This is a genomic window from Paraburkholderia fungorum, assembly GCF_902833645.1.
In the GTDB taxonomy this organism is placed as follows: domain Bacteria; phylum Pseudomonadota; class Gammaproteobacteria; order Burkholderiales; family Burkholderiaceae; genus Paraburkholderia; species Paraburkholderia fungorum.
This window is the reverse complement of record NZ_CADFGE010000001.1, coordinates 464,936-482,986: the sequence shown is the minus strand read 5'-3', so window position 1 is coordinate 482,986 and position 18,051 is coordinate 464,936. Positions and strand designations below refer to the sequence as shown.

The 18,051-nt window shown below is 61.3% G+C and carries 18 protein-coding genes; 5 read left to right on the top strand and 13 right to left on the bottom strand.

Going from position 1 to position 18,051, the window contains the following annotated elements:
- Window positions 1-131: 131 nt before the first annotated feature.
- Entirely contained in the window at window positions 132-2,090 is a 1,959-nt protein-coding gene (locus HWX91_RS02065) for a carboxypeptidase-like regulatory domain-containing protein (protein ID WP_028195884.1), read from the top strand.
- A gap of 119 nt (window positions 2,091-2,209) precedes the next feature.
- Here HWX91_RS02065 and HWX91_RS02060 read toward each other — a convergent pair whose 3' ends face one another.
- The 3 genes from HWX91_RS02060 to HWX91_RS02050 all read right to left on the bottom strand — a co-directional run bounded on the left by HWX91_RS02060 (window position 2,210) and on the right by HWX91_RS02050 (window position 5,003).
- Window positions 2,210-3,922, bottom strand: a complete 1,713-nt coding sequence (locus HWX91_RS02060) for a hybrid sensor histidine kinase/response regulator (protein WP_028195885.1) — start codon at window positions 3,920-3,922, stop codon at window positions 2,210-2,212.
- A gap of 201 nt (window positions 3,923-4,123) precedes the next feature.
- Window positions 4,124-4,342 (bottom strand): hypothetical protein, encoded by a 219-nt coding sequence (locus HWX91_RS02055; RefSeq protein WP_028195886.1) that lies wholly within the window; start codon window positions 4,340-4,342, stop codon window positions 4,124-4,126.
- A 346-nt stretch (window positions 4,343-4,688) separates the two neighbouring features.
- Window positions 4,689-5,003 carry a hypothetical protein gene (locus tag HWX91_RS02050; protein ID WP_028195887.1) on the bottom strand — a complete coding sequence of 105 codons (315 nt, stop codon included), beginning with the start codon at window positions 5,001-5,003 and terminating at the stop codon, window positions 4,689-4,691.
- Window positions 5,004-5,640: 637 nt separating this feature from the next.
- Here HWX91_RS02050 and phoU point away from each other — a divergent pair.
- The gene (gene phoU, locus HWX91_RS02045) at window positions 5,641-6,339 is read left to right on the top strand and encodes a phosphate signaling complex protein PhoU (protein WP_028195888.1); all 699 of its coding nucleotides are present in this window, start codon (window positions 5,641-5,643) and stop codon (window positions 6,337-6,339) included.
- Between the two features lie 18 nt (window positions 6,340-6,357).
- Here phoU and HWX91_RS02040 read toward each other — a convergent pair whose 3' ends face one another.
- Both HWX91_RS02040 and HWX91_RS02035 read right to left on the bottom strand, forming a co-directional pair.
- Window positions 6,358-6,831: a hypothetical protein gene (locus HWX91_RS02040; RefSeq protein WP_028195889.1), complete on the bottom strand. Its 474-nt coding sequence runs from the start codon at window positions 6,829-6,831 to the stop codon at window positions 6,358-6,360.
- Between the two features lie 568 nt (window positions 6,832-7,399).
- Window positions 7,400-7,696: a hypothetical protein gene (locus tag HWX91_RS02035; RefSeq protein ID WP_127837979.1), complete on the bottom strand. Its 297-nt coding sequence runs from the start codon at window positions 7,694-7,696 to the stop codon at window positions 7,400-7,402.
- A gap of 23 nt (window positions 7,697-7,719) precedes the next feature.
- On the opposite strand from HWX91_RS02035, the gene HWX91_RS02030 reads away from it, so the two are divergent.
- Both HWX91_RS02030 and HWX91_RS02025 read left to right on the top strand, forming a co-directional pair.
- The gene (locus HWX91_RS02030) at window positions 7,720-8,193 is read left to right on the top strand and encodes a GNAT family N-acetyltransferase (RefSeq protein WP_028195890.1); all 474 of its coding nucleotides are present in this window, start codon (window positions 7,720-7,722) and stop codon (window positions 8,191-8,193) included.
- A 36-nt stretch (window positions 8,194-8,229) separates the two neighbouring features.
- The gene (locus tag HWX91_RS02025; RefSeq protein ID WP_028195891.1) at window positions 8,230-8,580 is read left to right on the top strand and encodes a DOPA 4,5-dioxygenase family protein; all 351 of its coding nucleotides are present in this window, start codon (window positions 8,230-8,232) and stop codon (window positions 8,578-8,580) included.
- Window positions 8,581-8,620: 40 nt separating this feature from the next.
- Here HWX91_RS02025 and HWX91_RS02020 read toward each other — a convergent pair whose 3' ends face one another.
- The 5 genes from HWX91_RS02020 to HWX91_RS02000 all read right to left on the bottom strand — a co-directional run bounded on the left by HWX91_RS02020 (window position 8,621) and on the right by HWX91_RS02000 (window position 13,465).
- Window positions 8,621-8,932: a high-potential iron-sulfur protein gene (locus tag HWX91_RS02020; RefSeq protein WP_028195892.1), complete on the bottom strand. Its 312-nt coding sequence runs from the start codon at window positions 8,930-8,932 to the stop codon at window positions 8,621-8,623.
- Window positions 8,933-8,981: 49 nt separating this feature from the next.
- Window positions 8,982-9,671, bottom strand: coding sequence for a nitroreductase (locus HWX91_RS02015; protein ID WP_028195893.1), 690 nt, complete (start codon window positions 9,669-9,671; stop codon window positions 8,982-8,984).
- A gap of 121 nt (window positions 9,672-9,792) precedes the next feature.
- Window positions 9,793-10,515, bottom strand: coding sequence for a PepSY-associated TM helix domain-containing protein (locus HWX91_RS02010; RefSeq protein ID WP_028195894.1), 723 nt, complete (start codon window positions 10,513-10,515; stop codon window positions 9,793-9,795).
- Window positions 10,512-11,195, bottom strand: a complete 684-nt coding sequence (locus HWX91_RS02005) for a Fe2+-dependent dioxygenase (protein ID WP_028195895.1) — start codon at window positions 11,193-11,195, stop codon at window positions 10,512-10,514. Before HWX91_RS02005 ends, HWX91_RS02010 begins: the two co-directional genes overlap by 4 nt.
- Window positions 11,196-11,272: 77 nt before the next feature.
- Window positions 11,273-13,465 (bottom strand): TonB-dependent receptor, encoded by a 2,193-nt coding sequence (locus HWX91_RS02000; RefSeq protein WP_028195896.1) that lies wholly within the window; start codon window positions 13,463-13,465, stop codon window positions 11,273-11,275.
- A gap of 449 nt (window positions 13,466-13,914) precedes the next feature.
- Here HWX91_RS02000 and HWX91_RS01995 point away from each other — a divergent pair, with 449 nt between their 5' ends.
- On the top strand, window positions 13,915-14,910 hold the full coding sequence (locus HWX91_RS01995; protein ID WP_028195897.1) for an aldo/keto reductase: 996 nt from the start codon (window positions 13,915-13,917) through the stop codon (window positions 14,908-14,910).
- A 60-nt stretch (window positions 14,911-14,970) separates the two neighbouring features.
- Here the strand turns inward: HWX91_RS01995 and HWX91_RS01990 are convergent, their stop codons facing one another.
- Genes HWX91_RS01990 through zwf form a run of 3 tightly spaced genes read right to left on the bottom strand, consistent with a single transcriptional unit; the run spans window position 14,971 to window position 17,995 of the window.
- Window positions 14,971-15,540, bottom strand: a complete 570-nt coding sequence (locus tag HWX91_RS01990; protein WP_028195898.1) for a YbhB/YbcL family Raf kinase inhibitor-like protein — start codon at window positions 15,538-15,540, stop codon at window positions 14,971-14,973.
- Window positions 15,541-15,557: 17 nt separating this feature from the next.
- Complete coding sequence (locus tag HWX91_RS01985; RefSeq protein WP_028195899.1) at window positions 15,558-16,358, bottom strand: ROK family protein; 801 nt, start codon at window positions 16,356-16,358, stop codon at window positions 15,558-15,560.
- 35 nt (window positions 16,359-16,393) lie between these two features.
- A complete protein-coding gene (zwf, locus tag HWX91_RS01980; RefSeq protein ID WP_028195900.1) occupies window positions 16,394-17,995 on the bottom strand; it encodes a glucose-6-phosphate dehydrogenase in 1,602 nt (533 codons plus the stop codon).
- Window positions 17,996-18,051: the final 56 nt, after the last annotated feature.

The window sequence follows — 18,051 nt, the reverse complement described above, 5'->3', positions numbered from 1 at the left end:
AATCACGGGTGATAATCGGCATCCAATCCAGCGACATTGCGCGGCAAACCTGGAACACCGTCAAGTTCACCGGCATGTCTGGTCTGCCAGGGTAGCAAGCGAATCATATAAACGAAGCATCGGGGAATTTCATGCATCGATCGTTAGTGCGCAGCGGCGTCGCGGCCGCCGTAGCCCTTGCCATGCTCCAACTGGGCGGTTGCGGCGGCGGCGGTTCCAGTTCAGCGTCATCATCGAGCACGCCGGCGGTCACGGCCACCACGGTAAGCGGCACAGTTGCGCGAGGCACCGCCGTGGCGAGCGCGACCGTTACGCTAACCGATGCGACCGGGGCGCAGGCCAGCACAAGCACCAACGCCCAAGGCGCGTACACGATCTCGGTGAAGGGCATGAGCGCGCCATTCCTGATCGTCGTCACCGACCCCACGGGCGTCTCCGCCCCGCTCGTCTCCGTACTCGCCAAGCTGCCGGGCGGCACGGCGCCGGCTATCGCGAACGTCACCACGCTGACCACCGCGATTGCCGCCATGCTGACGGCCTCGGGTAATCCGGCCGACCTCGCATCGACCACGGCGCTGGCCAAGGTGACGCTGACGTCCGTGCAGGTCGCCACCATCACGCTCGACTCGATACTGGCGAAAATTCTCACGCAGAATGGTATTCAGGCGGCGGGCTTCGATCCGGTCGGTACGGCCTTTACGCCGAATCACACCGGCGCCGATGCGGTGATCGACACGGTCTCGCTGGTGTCGGCGGCTAATGGTGGCTTGTTGCTGGTGTCGAATGCGGCGCCGGGCACGACTGTCACGCTGAACAACCAGACCACCCAGTCGGTCACGCTGGCAGCGCCGGCCGCGGCGGCCAACTATCTGGAGCCGCTTGCGTCCCTGCTGACTGCCTGCGCGGCGAATGGCGCGCTCAACACATCATGCTCGCCGGCCATCGACGCCACCTTCCTCGAAAACGGCTCGACCGATCTGGCCGTAGGCCACAACCAGGCCGATGGTGTCTTCAGCGGCGCGGTGTTCGGTTCGCCGAAGACACTCGCTTTCTTCACGCGCAATGGCAAGCAGCAGGCGCTTGTGCAGTTGCCGGTCACGCTGGTGAACGGTACGTCAGCCGGTGTGCTCTACACCATCGCGCAACAGCTCGCCACGCCCGTCACGCTCCCGAGCGGCGTGCAGCTCGGCTGGGATCTGATCGGCAATCAGTCACAATTTGCCGTGTCGATCATGTCGCAAATCCAGCGCCGCACCTTCCTCGATTCGAAGCTGGCGGACGTGAACCGTTATGAGTCGGGTCTCAAGATTGCGATTCCAACCGCCTCGAATCCGGCGGTGTATTCGGCTTCCGTCACGGGGCCTGGCCTCGCTGCGCCGGTCTGGCTGACACAGCGCAACGCGCTTGGCAGCAACTCGCTGGGCCTGTCGGATCTGCCGTTGAACGCAGCACCGGTTGCCCCTGCAATGACGAACAGCAATACAGAGCTTTATCGCTGGTCATGGCAATCGCTTTCGTCGACCGCGAACTTCACGCCGGCTTCGAGCGGCTACTACGCGGCGCAATCGATCGACGCGAGCACCGTGCCGCTCTATGCGACCTACACGGTCACCTTCTACGACCAGCGCGGCGTGCAGCTCGGCCAGTCGTCGATCATCAATCCGGGCAGTCCGCTGAACGCTACGGCGGGCAGCACGGTCGCATGGCCGACGCTGTCGCAGGACGCGATTCCGTTCCTCACGCCAGGCGGGGCGCTGGCCGGCGTGCAGTACGCGATGAGTTTCACGTGGTCGAGCGTCGTGACCGGACCGAATCCCACCTATCCGGTGACGTCCGTGCAGGTCCAGGCCAGCCCTGGAACAGCCTCCGGCTCGACAACGTCAATCTACGGCTTCTCGATCGGCGCACCGAACAATACAACGGTCGGTCAGTATCAGAACACTGTCTACTCGGGGATCGATTCCACCGGCGCCCAGACCTGCACGAACTGCCCGTTCCCGGCGTTGACGTCCGGTGGTTCACGGCTCGTGCAGTTGGGTGGCGGCCAGAATGGGACCACGTACTACGATACGACGCAGTACAACAACTAGAAGCGGCCAGGCTGGAAGCGCAACATTTCCGGATTGCACAACGCTCCGCCAGGGGCGTTTTTCATATATCCGGTGCGTCGTGGAGATCAAGGGGTCACGGGTTCAACTGTCCAACGAACCTAGACAATACCTCTCAACGTGCCGTCGGCACGATTTGCCAGGATGTATTGCAGCTTATCGAGCGAAAGCGGCTTGGTCAGATGGAAATCGAAGCCGGCCGCCAGCGCTCTCGACTTGTCGGATTCAGACGCATAGCCCGTGAGCGCAACGAGCACCATGTCGTCGAGCCGGTGATTAAGGCGTACCGTTCGCGCCACCTCGAAGCCGTCCATTTCCGGCATCCCTACGTCGACGATGGCCACCTCGGGGTGCTTTTCAGACATCAGCCGTATCGCATCGCGCCCATTGTCCGACGTCGTGACCTCGTGCCCCTCGAGTTCGAGCAGGACGCTCAGCGCCCGAAGCGCATCCTGATTGTCGTCAACCAGCAGCAGACGCGCCGGCTCGGGCGTCATGCTCGGCATCTTGCGGGCCGCGATGTCTGCGGCATCCACTGCTTTCTGGAGTATCGGCAAGCGCAGCGTCACAACCGTACCTTTGCCTGAACCTTCGCTCCTGAGCGAGATGGTTCCTTGATGCAACTCGACCATGCGCTTCGCTACCGCGAGCCCTATCCCCAACCCTCCTTCGGAGCGTGCTCGACCGCGGGCGGACTGGGCGAACAGGTCGAAGACGCGCGGCTGAACCGCGCTATCGATTCCCATGCCGTTGTCTGCAACGTCAATGACAAGCAGCGCGTCTGACTGGTCGCTCGAATTGTTTGCCTCGACGCGCACGTTAAGCTCGATAGTCCCTCCGACAGGCGTATATTTCGCCGCGTTCGACAGGAGGTTGCCCAACACCTGGCTCAAGCGGACATGGTCGGCGCGCACGTAGACGGGCTCGTCCAGCCCGGTGATCCTGAGCGTGTGCCTGCGGGACAAGATGTGGTGCCTGATGGCTGTCACGGCATCAAACACAATCTCGCTGAGCGAAGTGTCACTGTGCTTGATCGCGAGCTTGCCATGCTTCAGCCGGGCGGCGTCGAGCAGGTCATCGACCAGCGTGCGCAGATGCCTCATCTGGCGTTGCGCGACCGTCAACATTTCCACGGCTCGTTCGTCTCCGACGCAAAGCCGTTTTGCCGCACTGATGGCGCCGTCGATCGGCGTCATTGGATTGCGCAATTCGTGACTGAGCATCGCGATGAACTCGTTGTGCCGCCGGTCACTCTCTTCACCGCTGTCGCGTGCGTTGACAATCGTCAGGCCAGACCCCGCGAAAACGGCGAGATTCGACAGCAGCCTGACGTCTTCGAGGTCGAATCTGCAATCTTGCGCATGCGACATGACCCAGATGGCGCCCAGCGCTCCGTTATCCGCCGGAATCGGAACGACAATGCCTTCAGGCACTTCCACGCCGGGAAACCGAAGACAAGGAAACCGGGCTTGCGGATTGATGAAAAGTTGCGGGGCGCCTGCCTCCAGTGTGACGCCGCACGGGCACTCATTCCACGTGGTGGTTTTGCCGCGCAGGTCGGCGCAAAGTCCGGCAACCGCGAACCAGCGAAAGACCCGACTATCGTCAGGTCCTTCGACCAGACTAATCCCCGCGCTATCAGCATGACAAAGGGACAGAGCCGTATCCGCGATAGCCTGAAGGAATTCGGAACGCGGGCCGGCCTGAACGCGAGCGAGTGCCACCAGCGCCCGGTTTTCGGCCGCGTAATCTGCGGCGCGAGCAGGCCTGCGGGCGAGCTCATCCGTTTGACTGGGCGCGCGATTGCTTTCCATGGCTGACAGAGCGGTTAACGAAGTAGAGAAAGTTCGAAGGTCAGAATGCCGGGATGCTGCCAGCTCGACTGGCGGGCGCGGGAGCGATGCTCTTCACAGCGGCGAATTTCACACTACGGGAGGGAGGGCACAAAGTCAACGAGGGTTCGTACCCGCTTGCTTACCGGCAAAGGCGGCCCCGAACAGGAGGGGGTTCGGCTGTCAACCGTGCGCGTCGACCCAGGCGCGTGCCCAATCCCGCCCGGCAAGTTGCGCTTCTTCCTCCGCATCAAAATAGCCGAGGATGCCCGACGCTTCAATCAGCTTCCCGCCTAACGTAATCGTCCCGCTGGCCGCATAGCGTTCCGGCTGGAGAATGCCTTCCTGTTGCAGGATCGCGTGCCCCCACACGCTATAGCCCTTGTAGATTTCCGATTCCATCAACGCGTGACCTCAGCCGACATGCCGCGGGAATCAACCCGAAGCACGTTTCCCTCAGGGGTGATCTGGCGGGGAATTCCAGACATGTCCGGCTCGTTCGCCGGCGGACTTTTTTGTATCGTGCCCTGTTTCGCAACCAGTTTCGGTGCCGGCGCCGGAGCGCGTCGTGCCCGCACGTTAACTGGATGAGGAGCGACGTGCGGACGAACTGCGAGCTTGTGCGCGGTACCGGCTCTGCGCGGTGCGCTCGCCCGTGCCTCGGGTGGGTTCCAAACCTCGGTATAGCCGCCAGCCGCGTACACGGCCGGCGTGAGCGTCGCCATCAATACGGCAAATCCAATTCTTTTCACGAGTTCTCCTTGGCTGCTTTCCGTTGCAGCCACTCCTTGCAACCCACATCCTGCCCGACGCAGCCACCATCGCACCCGGCGCAATATTGCCTGTTCCGGATCGTGGAGTCGACAAGCCAGACGCTGCCGGTCGCGGAACTTGCTGTGCCAACCGAGTTGCCATTCTCGCTGGCATAGAAGGTTGGCTCGCCAGCTTTACCTCGTCTGACTGCCTCGTCAACCGTCTCATCTCCGAAAGCAGAGCGCAGCTTGGCCATAAAGGCAGCCATCTCAGGCATTGGATGACCCGGCCTGCGAACGCGTGCATTCATGGCTAGCCTCCAGTTAAAAGTGTCAGTTCGTGGTTGTGAAATTGCGCCCCGGATACTGTATAAATATACAGGTTTTTTCGGACGTAGTGTCCACTGTTGTCGCGCGTCGTCATTGAGCATTGACAGGCATGACGGATTTTCCGGGGCCATCCAGGTACGGAGAGGAATGCGCGTTGGCGTTCGGGAATTCGCCGTTATACGATCTCAACGAGTCGCCGATAGCTTCGCAATCACGGCGCGCTGCGAATTCCCCGGCGAACAGTCGTTCGCCGCTTATATCCGTCGCTTGCTGCCCTGCTCATCCTGCCGTGCTCGAGGACGTCCCGGATCTGATGGCCGCTGTGGCCATTCGTCAGATGCGCGCAGTCGGCGCGCCACGTAAAAATCCAGTCATTTCATCAGCTTGCGGCGCTTGCCCGGGGGTTGTCCACAGCCTTGCAAACAAAATCTGGGGATAACTTCATCCCACGTCGTGAACGACAGCGGCAGCCTGTCTGGCGGAGCCACTGCAACAAGGCGGTCGCGTCAACCTATTCCTGAAATTGTCATAAACTGTATATACTGTTTATATCCTTTACTGATCCGGACATGCACCGCCGCTCATCGAGTCGCAGGCAAATTTGTCCAGGGAGCGCAGATGTCGGATAAGCATCTTTCCAGCAGATTTGATTTCGACCTCGATCTGCTTTTGACCCGATTGCTCGAAATGGGCGGCTTGGTGGAGGCGCAGATTGCATGCGCAATCGAGACGTTGAACACGTTCGATCTAAGACTTGTTGAGCAGGTCCTTCAGGGCGAACACCGGCTCAACGCGATGGAAATAGAAATCGACGAGGAAGTCAGCAACATCATCGTCCGCCGGCAGCCCACCGCTCGCGACCTGCGACTGCTGATGGCCGCCTCGAAGTGCATCACCAACCTCGAACGCGCGGGCGACGAGGCACGGAAGATTGCGAAGCGAACCCGTCGCATTGCGATGGGTTCGTCCACGCCGCAGGCCGTCAACATTTCTGAAATCAAAGCCGCCGGCAAACTGGCCGTGGATATTCTTCGTCACGCGCTGGATGCTTTCGCGCGAATGGATACCGTTGCTGCCGCACAGATCGTCAAGGACGACGAAGCCATCGATAACGAGTTCGTGGCATTCATGCGCAGGCTCATCACGTCCATGACGCAAGATCCCCGCACCATCGCGACAGGGTTCGACTATCTGTCCATCGCGAAGGCCATCGAACGTATCGGCGACCACGCCACCAACATTGCGGAGCTGGTCGTCTACATTGTTAAGGGCACCGACGTCCGGCACGCGCCACGAGAGTTGATCGCGCGTTGCTGAACCGTACCGGCACGCTGCTTAAACCACCGCTTCGACAATCGCCTGCGCGCGAGCCGATCTCATCAGCCCTTCGACCATCTTCGCTTCCGCATTCGCGATCTCGCTCAACGATGCGGCCGACAGTTGTCCATCGAGAATAGCCAGCGCCGTGCAGAGACGGGCGTATTCGCCGTCCTGCAACTTCCAGGCACCGTCCTGGTGCTCGCGCGCGTCGAGCTGAACCATGGCCGCGTGCGCGCTCTCGATATCGGCAAGAACGTCCTCGCCGAGACCCAGACGCGCCAATTCTTGCGACACCAGCAAATGCCGGCTCAAGGTCAGGTGCAAATCCCGTGAGCCCCGACCGCGTTGGAACGCATCGAGAGCGGTGTAGCACTGCAGGAGCATCGCCGTGGTGACCGGTTCGTGGGCGGTGCGGCTAAAGGTCAGCGCGCGCAGCAGCGGGGACATCGCCGGCTGGTTGTGCTTGCGGACTCGCGATTTACTGGACATATCGATTCAACCTCCTTCGCTAACTCTCGGCTTCGCCACCGAATGATGTGACCTCCGGTGGCAAACGCCGCCGATGCGCCGGCGGCTTGACAGGCCCTTAATGTGAGTCTGTGTAGCCATCATGGCAAGCAACTATTAAGACAGACTTAAACAACTTGAAGTCTCGATTGCGCGTGGCATCTCGCCGCGCGGGAGCAGACTACCCGCTAAGGCCGCGCCGAAATGCAACGCAGCCATATAGGTTCGAACGGGCTAAATACAAGTCACACTTCCCGCATCAACGAAAAAAAACCCTGTTCCCGCGAAGGAACAGGGTCTGACAGGATGGAACAGTCGTGCAGGCGCGTGGATGCTTGCCGACTTAAACCCACCATAAACCAACAAAACAAAGCTGTTGCTGCTTGCGCTGCTACTAAGTTGCTGCTGTGCTGCTGCATTGTTACTTGCACTGCTACTGCGTTACAGCTCGGTCCCTCGCCATCAACATCACCTCGCTGCAACCCCCTGCTGATTCGCGCATGGATACTGCAACTGCGCGTAGTTTGCATTGCTTCGGCTTCCTACTGCTTTACTGCCCTGCCGCTTTAAACAACCGCGGCAAACTGCCATCAACGGTACGGTTCAAAACAACGCGGGGGAAGACCGCGTCGATGGGCGCGGTGACTTGTCGCTCCATGGAAAACAGTTTATGTGAACGAGCACGAATGCAATTGCGCGAAACGAGGGGAAATGGCCGCCCAGTTTGCCGAATCGGCGCGGCGCGCGATTTCTTCAGACGTGAGCCGCGATATTGAGGGGTCGAAACATCATGCATGGCAAAAAAGCGCGGCTGGCGCGACAATTCACGACCGTTCCAATTCGCCACCCGCGCGCCGGAGACGCCCCCGCATGTCCGCTCAAGAACCTGTCCTTACCCTGCGCCCAGCGCTAGAAGCCGACGAGCACTTTCTCTTCGAACTGCGCAAGGCCACCATGACCGAGCATCTGGCGCAGGTCGGCGAGCCCATCGACGATGCCCAGCATCGCGCGCGCCTGCGCCACCGCTACGATGCGGCGCGCGTGATCTGCCTCGGCGGCGCACCGGTTGGTTTGCTGAAAGCGTATCGCACCGAGACCGAATGGGTCGTCGTGCAGTTGCAGATTGCGCCGGCACATCAAGGGCGCGGCATCGGCGAGCGAGCGCTGCGGACGGTCTTGCTGGCCGCGCAGGCCGACGTATTGCCGGTCACGCTCAAGGTGCTCAAAGGCAATCCCGCGAGGCGTCTCTATCAACGCCTCGGCTTCGACATTGTCAATGAGGACGAAATACAGTTTCACATGAGGTGCATGCCGCACGCGCCGGCGCAAACTCAAGCAGAATGAGTGTCTGATAAAAACGGAACCGCAACGGACCTCGTTATGACCTTTCGCGACACCTCAGCCATCCAGAGTTGGCACGCCCACGTTTACTTCAATTCCGGCAGCCGCGACGCCGCGTGGGCCTTTCGAGAGCAGATCGAGGCGCACTGGAACGGCAAGCTGCAATTAGGCCGTTTTCATGAACGCCCGGTCGGGCCGCATCCCATGTGGTCGTATCAGCTCGCGTTCGCGCAGGACCAGTTCGCCGAACTCGTCGGCTGGCTCACACTGAATCACGGCGCACTCGATATTTTTCTGCACCCGAATACGGGCGACGCGTTACGCGATCACCGCGACGCGGCGGTATGGATCGGTCATTCGCATGACCTGGTACTGAGCGCGCTGAACTAGAGTCAGCGCGTTTTTTTAATCGCCCCTACCGCCTGCGCGATCACATATTCGAATACGAACTGCACCAGCCGTGCGCGGCGACCTGCTTGTCGCCGAACAGCGTGCAGCCACCATAGGCGTCCGTGGCTTTGCCCTGGAACAGCGAACAGTTGGCGCAGGTTTGTCCGGCGGCATAGCCAGGGAATTTCGCCTTATCGACCTTGGATGCGTCCTCGGTATAGCCGACGGCTTGTGCCTTCGGATCGGCTTCGCTCAATCTGTTCGCGGTGTCGGCGAATGCGACGCGGGACAGCATGAGCGATGAGCTCACGCCCACACTCAGCATCAGAAAATCGCGGCGTGAGGTTTTCATTGTGGTCCGATAAGAAGTGGGGATGCCCGTCAATCGGGATCAATCGGGATCAATCGAGGAATCGCGTGAACCGTTCAACCGGTTCGCGCTCGGTGCGCAGTGTATTGACCAGCGCGCTTTCGTCGGCGAAACCGAGCGACATGCCGCACACCAGTTGCTCTTCGGGCGGCAGGCCAAGGTGCCCGGCAATCACGCTGTGAAACGGCGTAAATGCGGCCTGCGGACAGGTATCGAGACCACGCCCGCGCGCCGCCGTCATGATCGCCTGAAGAAACATGCCGTAGTCGAGCCAGCTGCCGCGCCCCATCACCCGCTCGATCGTGAAGAACAAGCCGACCGGTGCACCGAAGAAGCGGTAGTTCTGCGCATGCTGTTCATGCATGCGCGCCTTGTCGCCCTTTTCGATGCCGAGCAAGCCGTACAGATCCCAGCCGATCTTGCGACGGCGGTCGATATACGGCGACACCCATTGACGCGGGTAGTAGCGATACTCTTCCTGATACAGCGCATCGCGCTGGGGATCGTCATAAGCGGCTACCAGGGCCTGCGACAGTCGCGCGAGCGACTCGCCCGTCACCACATACACCTTCCACGGCTGGGTATTGGTGCCCGATGGCGCACGGCTGGCCGCTTCGAGAATCGCTTCGATGTCGGCGCGCGCAACCGGCGTGGGCAGGAAGGCGCGGATCGAACGCCGCGAGATCAGCGCGGCGTCGACGGGATTGGGGGATGTCTTCATTGGCAGAATTTCGACAGGGCCAACAATTTTGATGGTCTGCGAAGATTCTAGCGCGAGTGCCCATTTTCGCGCTGGCGGTCGGGCAGGAAGTGGGATGCGCGCGTGCTTGCCGCGGCGCCGTCTAGCTCAGCGCCATGCACACCGCGGCGACAATCGACCCGATCACCAGCACCGCGCCGACAGTTTTGCGCTTGTTCAACTCCGTCCAAAGCAGCACGCCGGTGAGCGATAGCAAAATGATGCTCCCCGCCAGCGTATCGATCAGCAGTACCCAGCCCACACTCAGGCCGACGCCCTTGTGCAGATTCGTAAGCGTCGCGAGAAACGTGTTCTCGCTGCGCTTGACCGTCACGTAGCCGTTGCCGACCCAGTACTCGGCGGTGGTGTTTTCATGCGGCGACGCGAAGTTGAGCTGCCAATGTTCAGGTTGGACCATGCTGCGCTCACCCCACGCGACCGGATGCGCGGGCTCTTTCTGCACACGCCCTGGGCTGCCGGCCAGTTTCAGTTCCTGCTTGAGCCACTTGCCGAGTTCGCGCGGCGTTGGCGGCGCCGGTTGCGGCAACGGAACCTGCACGACCGACACCTGCGGCTCACCGGTCGACACCCTGAGCGGGCCGCCGCGATGGTTCAGCAGAAAGCCCGTGGTGCCGAACAACAAGCCGAGCGCCGCGCCCCATAAACCGATCCAGCCATGCACTTTGCGCAGCCATTTGACGAAGGTGGCCCGGCGCGAGCGTTGCTGCCGCGCATTCCGTTCGTCGCGGTCGAGCCGCTGTGGTTCGCCCGGCACGGCACCGTTCGCCTCGGCCGGTTGGAAATCGATCACTTCAGGCACGCTCACGTTTCACTCCAGGTACGCAACAGATTGTGATAACAGCCGACCAGACTGCGACGCGCGGTATCGTCGGCCTGGGTGGCGTTCAGACGTTGGATCGCCGTGTCCATATCGAATAGCAGCGCGCGCTGCGTGTCGCTGCGCACGAGGCTTTGCACCCAGAAGAAGCTCGCGAGGCGCGCGCCGCGCGTGACCGGCGTGACCTGATGCAGGCTGGTGGCCGGATAGACGATCATGTCGCCCGCCGGCAGCTTGACCTGCTGTACACCGTAGGTGTCTTCGATCACCAGTTCGCCGCCGTCGTACTCGCCGGGTTCGGAGAGGAACAACGTCACCGACACGTCCGTACGCAGCTTCACGCCGTTGGGCAGCACCCGCACCGCGCCGTCCACGTGGCTGCCGAATTGCATGCCGCCTTCGTAACGGTTGAAGAGCGGCGGATACACCTGGTTCGGCAACGCCGCGCTGATGAACAGCGGGTTGCGCTCGATCGACGCGAGAATCACGTCGCCGAGCTCACGCGCGATCGGCGAATGCTCGGCGATCTGCTGGTTGCGTTTGACCGGCGCGCCCTGGTAACCGGCGGTCGCACGGCCATCGACCCATGCGTCGCCGGCGCTATCGAGCCGTTCGCGCACCAGGCGCAGTTGCTCGGCGTTCAGTACATTCGGAATGTTCAGCAGCATCTTGAGTTTCCCTGGCCTCGTCAGGTCGGCCTGCCGTTTGCGAAATTGGCAAGCCTACCGCGTCAATGAGGCATGCTTCAGAACCGGTAGTCGACCGTCGCCAGCAGCGTGCGTCCGATCCCCGGCACGGAACGCCCACCGTCCGACTGGATGAGCGCGTCGTAATACATCTTGTTGGTCAGGTTCAGCAAATTCAGCCGAACATCGTATTTCTTCGCGTGATACGCGGCGGTCGCGTCCCAACGGGTGTAGCCCGGGACCTGCACGTAGTTCGTATTCGATGCGTAGCGCGGCGACATATAGGTCGGGCCGCCGCCGATTTCCCAGTGCGGCGTGATCGCGTAGGTGGACCAGAGCGTCAACGTATTGCGCGGCGTGTTGGCCGGCGTGTGCCCTTGCGTGCCGTCGAGCGCCTTCAGCACGATCGCGTCCATGTACGTGTAGCCGCCAAAAATCTGCCACTTGTCGGTGATGTGACCCGTCACGCCGGCCTGGAATCCGTCGACGCGGATATCACCGTCGAGTTCGTATTCGGTCGGCGAAACTTGCGTGCGGGCATTGGTCATCTCCTCGCGGAAGAACGCGGAGGTCACCGAGATATTGCCGCCCAGCAGGTCCCACTTGCCCCCGACTTCATATGACCGGGTCGACTCGGGCGCGAGGTTCTGCGTCAGATTGGTCACCGTCAACGCTTCAAGCGACGGATCGAACGACGTGCCATATGACACGTAGTACGACTGCCAGTCGGCCGGCTGATAAATCACGCCCGCGCGCACGCTGGTGAAGAAGTTGGTCTGACTCGCGTACTGCGGCGCCGTGATCGAGTTGTGAATCTGCGCCTGGAAGCGATCCCAGCGCAAACCGCCAATCACCTTCCAGTGTTGTCCGATCGACACCGTATCGTTCACGTAACCGGCGATCTCGTTCGAACCGGAATTCGCGTAGTTGCCGACCGTGGTGGTCACACCCGCGGGCGACGACAGATACGCCGGGTCCACCATCGAGACGACCGGCAAGTTATTCCGCGTGTACGCCTGGTTCGAATAGCTGTCGTGACCGAGTTCGACGCCGGCGATCAGGTCGTGCCTGATCGCACCGGTGTTGAACTTGTATTCGAGGGTCGTGTCGTTGTACAGCGAGTGGTTCTCGATCACACGGTCGTGGCTTTGCAACTTGATGAACAGTTGCGACGGCGACAAGGTCGTGTAATTTCCGTTGGTCAACGCGGTGCTGCTGGCAAGCGGCCCCGTCAGCACCGCTTGCGGCGCGGTTTCGCGTGCATCGGTCAGCGAGTGCGAGAACTGCGTCTGGTTCTGCAGCGTGAGGTTGTCCGAGAACTTGTGCTTGATACCGGCCGCGAAGGTCTGGACGTCCTGGATCGTGCGGTCGGTGGTCAGGCCGTAGAAGGTGTTCTTCGGCACCGGCGAAGGATGCCCGTTCAACGCCTGCACGCCGTAGTCGGGCATGTCGTAGTTGTGCTGGATCAGCGCGGAGATCGTCACTTCGGTCGGCGTGCCGATGCCGAAACGCACTTCCGGCGCGATACCGTAGTCCTTGTTCTTCATCTCGTCGCGCGTCGAGCCGAGACTCTGGCCGAACGCATTCAGGCGGATCGCCGAGGTGTCGGTCAGCTTATGGTTCACGTCGACGGTGCTGCGATAGCGATCGTCGGTGCCGATCATGCCGGTGACTTCCGCGGAGTCCTTCAGATTCGCTTTCTTGCTGACCTGGTTGATCACGCCGCCCGTCGAACCGCGGCCGAACAGCATCGACGACGGTCCATACAGCACCTCGAGTTCTTCGAGGTCGAAGGTGTCGCGATAGTACTGGTTGCGGTCGCGGAACCCGTCCAGATAGATGTCGTTCTGCGCGGTGAAGCCACGCAGGTTGATGTTGTTGCCGATCTGACCGCCTTCAGCGCCGCCGATGGTCACGCCCGGCGCGTTGCGCAGCGCATCCTGGAACGACGTGGCGCCTTGCGAGGCGAGCACCGACTTATTGATCACCGTCACCGTCTGCGGAATATCGCGCAAGGCGGTAGGGGTCTTTGCGCCGACCGTCGACCGTTCTGCCTGGAAGTCCTGTTGTTCGGCTTGCGCGGCCACGCCGATAGTCGGCAAGGTCGCGTTATCGGCCTCCGTATTCGCCGCTGCGTTTTGAGCCGACGGCTGCGATGCGGTTTGCGGCGCGGTCTGAGCGACTGCGGGTGTGGCGAATGGAACGGCAAAAGCTAGCGCTAACGCAGTCGCAAGCGGCGTGTGATTGAGCATGGGAAATCCGGTCAGAAGTGCGCTCGCCCGATCCGCATGCGCAGCATGGAATCGATGACAAAACCGCAATTGGCTGGCTGCCGGTCTCCTGCTCAGAGCAAAGACGACGCGATGGCTGGCTCGCTGTTAAATGAGAATCGATATCATTCCATACGCATAAAAACTCATCAATCGCGTCGAAGCTTACCTGGTGTAATCGAATTGTTTCGGTTTATTACTTACGTATGGCATTCGTAATTTTCAATGTGCCGTCAGCAGCTATTTATTACTCGTTTGTAATATCAGGCCGTTTATTACACGGCGATGCTTGCAGTTCACCTGCCGATAAACTTTCGAAATACTGACGGCTTATCGCACCCGCATACGCGGGTGATCCAACGCGAAATCGCCACACCGTTTATCCTTTTTGCAACACCGCAACCCGCAACCGTTCCGCTTCGGAGTTGAACATGCAATACCGCAAATTCGGCCACACCGGCCTGACCGTTTCGCGCCTGTGCCTCGGCACGATGACCTTTGGCCTGCAGACTGAAGAAGACGTCTCGCAGCGCATTCTCGATACGGCAGCGGACGCCGGCGTGAACTTCATCGATACCGCCAACGTTTATCCGCTCGGCGGTGGCGAGAGCATTGCCGGACGCACGGAGGAAATCGTCGGGCGCTGGCTGAAGGGCAAACGCGACCGCTTCATTCTGGCGACCAAGGCGGTGGGCAAGATGGGGCCATCGGCATGGGATCAAGGCGCGTCGCGCAAACATCTGCTGGATGCCATCAACGCATCGCTACGGCGTCTCGGCACTGATTACGTGGACCTGTACCAGCTCCATTCCGACGACGCGGCTACGCCGCTCGACGAGACGCTGGAGGCGCTGGACGTGATCGTACGATCGGGGAAGGCACGGTATATCGGCGTGTCGAATTTCCTGGCCTATCGGCTGGCGCGAGCGCTAGGTCGCGCCGATGTGCTGCGCGTAGCGCGGTTCGTCTCGGTGCAGCCCCGCTACAACCTGTTGTTCCGGCAGATCGAGCGGGAGTTGCTGCCTTTGGCGGACGAAGAACAACTGGCCGTGATGCCGTACAACCCGCTCGCAGGTGGTCTGCTGACTGGTAAGCATCGGGTGGATGCGGCGCCTGCGTCCGGTCGCTTTACTGAAACCGTCGGCAAGGCGGGGGCGATGTATCAGGAGCGCTACTGGCACAAGCGCGAGTTCGACACGATCGAAAAGCTGAAGGCGATTGCAGCAACGACCGGCGAGTCGTTGACCCGGGTTTCGCTTGCATGGGTGCTGGCCAATCCGCTGATTACCTCGGCGATTATCGGCGCCAGTCGCGCTGAGCAGTTGAGCGATACGCTGGCGGCTTCGGAGCTTGTGCTCGATGCACAAGTCAAAGCGCAGCTCGATGAGGCCACGCTGGAATATCGTTGGGGCGATGCGGCGAGGTGATGCGTAAGCATTGACGGCGTCGGCCGATCATCCGGCCGACCGCCGCAACGGCAACAGCGATCACCGTCCGTATCGCAGTACCGTGCTGGCGGCCGCGAGGATATGGTCCTTCATGGCCGCCTGCAACGCGTCTCGCGTCAATCCCGCCGGCAATGCATCGGGCGGTAGGTCAAGCGCATAAATCTGCACGACATAATGATGCGGCACATCGCCGACCGGCGGACATGGCCCGTAGTATCCCGGGCCGCCAGTCCGGTTCGTTCCGGCCACGCTCCCCGCCGGCGGCGTAGCACCGCTGCCCAGTCCGGTCAGCGAAGGCGCGAGGCCATATAGCACCCAGTGCACGATTCCCAATCCCTTCGCGCCGTCCGGATCGAATAGGGTGACCGCGTAACTCTTCGTGCCGGCGGGTGCGTTCCGCCATTGCAAGGCCGGCGACACGTTCCCGCCGCCGCAATTGTTCGCGCTCGCCGCGTGGCTCGAATCCAGCGTGCCGCCGTCGGCCAGACCCGGCGACGACACCGCAAAACCATCCGCAGCCCGGACATTGGCCGCAACCAGAACCAGCGTGGCGCACATGCCGGCCGTGAGCAGGCGTCGCAGATGGCTGGCGTCATTGAGTCGAAGCATCGCTGAGCGTCTCCGTTTCACTTGAAATGGCCGGTCCGCGCATTGGCCTCCGGCAACTGCCGCGTCTCGCGCAACGACTTCGGATGCCACAGGCGCGCGCCGCCTTCGATCCCCGCGTCGTTCGACACGGTCGCGACGTTCGCGGGCAACTCGAAGTTCAGCCGGGCCGCGTTGCCACCGCCGATCCACAGCTTGTCGTAGTTCACCAGCGAATCGAGAATCTCGATCACCTTCTCGACCCGTCGATTCCAGCGCTTATTGCCCGCCTTCTTGCGCGCCGCGTCGCCGATGTACTCGTCATACGCAACGCCCTTCTTGCTGACCGGATGATGCGCAAGCTCGAGGTGCGGCATCAACTCGCCGTCGCGGAACAGCGCCGTGCCCGCGCCTGTGCCAAGCGTCAGCACGAACTCGAGTCCGTGTCCTTCGATCGCGGCGAAGCCCTGCATCTCGGCGTCGTTGATCATTCGCACCGGCAAACCGCCCAGGCGTTGCGCCAGCGAATCCGCTAACGGAATGTCATGCCAGCCTTCAACGCCAAAATGCGGCGCCGTCAGAATGCGGTTGTTGCGCACCACCCCGGGAAAACCGATCGACATGAGTGTAGGCGGCGCCTCTTTGATCAGCGGCTCGACCAGCTTCGCCAACGCATCCACCAGTTGATCCGGCGTGCACGGATGCGGCGTCGCCACGCGCAAGCGCTCGGTTTTCATCTGCCCGTCCGCATCGATGATCGCGGCTTTCAGGCCCGTGCCGCCGACATCGATCGCCAGAATCCGCTCGGTACTGCTTTTTACTTTCGTCTTACGTGTGGCCACGGTACCCCCCCGGTTGTGTTGGTGCGTTTCACGATTTACTTCTTTTCCACTGCATCCCGCTTCAAAGGCCGCCATGCGTGGCCGTCGCGCGCGAGCAGCGCGTCTGCTTCCGCCGGCCCCTCGCTGCCGGCCGGATAACCGTGCACGGGCATCGCGCCGCCGCTCTTCGGATGCAGCACATCGTCCACCGCGGCCCAACTTGTCTCGATGCTGTCGGCGCGCTGAAACAGCGTCTCGTCGCCGAGCATGCAGTCGTACAGCAGGGTTTCGTAACCGACGTTTGCTTTTTCCGCGAAGAAGTCCGCATAGTCGAAAGACGATTGAACCGCGCCGATCTGCATCAGCGGCCCCGGCGTCTTCACATTGAAGTCGAAGCTCGTGCCGTGCGCGGGATCGATGCGCAAAGTCAGCACGTTCGGCGTTAGCGCATCGACCGGCGTGTCGCGGAACAGACGGAACGGCACCGGCTTCAGTTGCACCGAAATCTCCGTACGGCGCGCGGCAAGCCGCTTGCCCGTGCGCAGATAGAAAGGCACGCCCGCCCACCGCCAGTTCTCGACGTACACGCGCGCAGCGGCGTAGGTTTCCGTCGTGCTGTCTGGCGCAACGTCCGGTTCCTCACGATAGCCGACGCCCGCCGGCCCTTTTTCGTATTGACCGAAGACGACGTCGGCGGCGGTCAGCGGCTGGATCGCGTCGAAGATTTCGGCCTTCTTGTCGCGCACGGCTTCGGCATCGAACGAATTGGGCGGTTCCATCGCGACCATGCCGAGCAACTGGAACAGGTGGTTCGGCAGCATGTCGCGAAATGCGCCGGTCTGCTCGTAAAACTTGCCGCGCCCCTCCACGCCGATCGTTTCGGCTGCGGTTATCTGCACACTGTCGATATATTCGCGCCGCCAGATCGGTTCGAACAACGCATTCGCGAAGCGCACCGCGAGAATGCTTTGCACGGTGTCCTTACCGAGAAAATGGTCGATGCGGTACACCTGTGATTCGTTCGCGAACGACAGAATGTGCGCGTTCAGATCACGCGCGGAGGCGAGGTCGGTGCCGAACGGCTTCTCGATCACGATACGGCGGAAGCCGCCGCTGCCACCGTCGGCTTCTTTCAACAAACCTGCTTTGCCGAGATGTTCGACGATCGGCTTGAAAAAGCGCGAGCTGACCGCGAGGTAAAAAATCACGTTGCCGCCCGGCGCTTGATCGAGCTTTTGCTTGAGCTTCGTGAACGTGTCGTCGGTTTCAAACTCGCCGGCCATGTATTCGAGCCGTTGCGCGACCCAGTCCCACGCTTTGTCGTCGAGCTTGCCGGCGTGGAACGTGCTGGCTTTGTCGGCGGCGAACTGCTGCAGCGACTTATGCAGATCCTCACGCCATACGCTCGTCTCGCGCTCGCCATGATTCACGCCGATGATCTTCATGCCGTCGTCGAGCAGGCCATCGACAGCGAGGTTGTAGAGCGCGGGCACCAGCAACCGTTTGGTCAAATCGCCGCCCGCGCCGAAGATCACAAGCGTGCAAGGCGGCGCAGGCCGTTTGCCGGCCGGCGAAGACGGTCCCTCATGCGGACCCGCGCTGACTTTGCAACTGGGTTCGTGGCTGGCGGAAGTTGGAGCGTTCGGTGTAGTCGACATGGGATTCACTTAAGGAAGCCAATGGAATGGACGTGGCAGTACAAGACAGACCACGC